The following is a 1,148-nucleotide window of genomic DNA, read 5'->3' as shown; positions in this document are numbered from 1 at the left end:
TTGTTACCTATAACCGTCAATACGAAACTGAAAAACCACCTCATAAGGGTGGTTTTTTATTGCTTTAAGTTTCTAAAATAGTTACAGTGAGTATTTATTGGGCAATCATCACATTTAGGATTGGTTGGTCGGCAAATTTCTCTTCCTAAAAATGAGAAAGCCATTCCAATTTCATCCCAAATCTCATAAGGGAGTTGTTGCATTAATAGTTTTTCGATTTTATTTCCATCTTCATATTTTGATGTTAATCCAATTCTTGGTACAACTCTAATTACATGTAAATCAACTATAATCCCTTCTGTTTTTTGATTGGTTTCTCTTAATATTACATTTGCAGATTTTCTTCCAATACCTTTTAAAGAAATTAAATCAGTTAAATTTGTTGGAATATTATTGTCAGTTTTTAAAAATTTAGCTAATTCATATATCCAAGTTGTTTTTGTTGGATAATTTTTAACTTTTGTAAAGTAAGGGTTTATCTCTTCAATGCTTGAATTCGATATACTTTCTAGATTTGGATGTTTTTCAAAAAAAGGAATAGTGATATTGTTAATATTCGCATCCGAATCTTGAGCAGATAAAATCACCATTATCAGTAATTGATAGCTGTTGTTATAGTTTAGAGGATGCTTTCTACCTTTGTATTTATCAATTAAGGGTTCTAAGTTTTCTTTCCAATTTTCAAATAACATTTTTATTTTAAAGGTAATAAAAAAAGGAGTCAACAATTAAGTTCAACTCCTTTTAATAAATTATTTTCTATTATTATTTTACTAGACCTCTTGAAATAACAATTCTTTGAATTTCTGAAGTGCCTTCGTAAATTTGAGTGATTTTTGCATCACGCATCATTCGTTCTACGTGGTATTCACTTACGTAACCATTTCCACCGTGAATTTGTACAGCTTCGTTTGCTACTTCTAATGCAATTTCTGAAGCATATAATTTAGCCATAGCACCAGAATGTGCAATATCTTCACCGTTATCTTTTTCAGTTGCTGCTTTGTGAATTAACAATCTAGCACATGTAATTTTTACGTGCATATCTGCTAATTTGAAAGCAATAGCTTGATGATTGAAAATTGGTTTTCCGAAAGCAACACGCTCTTGTGAATATTTTAACGCTAATTCGTAAGCTCCTTGTGCAA

2 protein-coding genes are annotated in these 1,148 nt (G+C 30.1%); both read right to left on the bottom strand.

Annotation, left to right across the window (positions count from 1 at the left end):
• Positions 1–56 precede the first annotated feature (56 nt).
• Positions 57–692 (bottom strand): endonuclease III, encoded by a 636-nt coding sequence (locus Q0075_RS09715; protein WP_297869335.1) that lies wholly within the window; start codon positions 690–692, stop codon positions 57–59.
• A 73-nt stretch (positions 693–765) separates the two neighbouring features.
• Positions 766–1,148: acyl-CoA dehydrogenase family protein (locus tag Q0075_RS09710; RefSeq protein ID WP_297869334.1), on the bottom strand; the 383-nt coding region annotated here is incomplete at its 5' end.

This window comes from uncultured Flavobacterium sp., assembly GCF_937967675.1.
Classification (GTDB): Bacteria; Bacteroidota; Bacteroidia; order Flavobacteriales; family Flavobacteriaceae; genus Flavobacterium.
This window is presented reverse-complemented; position numbering and strand designations above follow the sequence as displayed.

Bases quoted from the DNA above. Each gene is read 5' to 3' on its own strand.
- Q0075_RS09715 (WP_297869335.1), bottom strand. From the start codon at position 692: ATGTTATTTGAAAATTGGAAAGAAAACTTAGAACCCTTAATTGATAAA.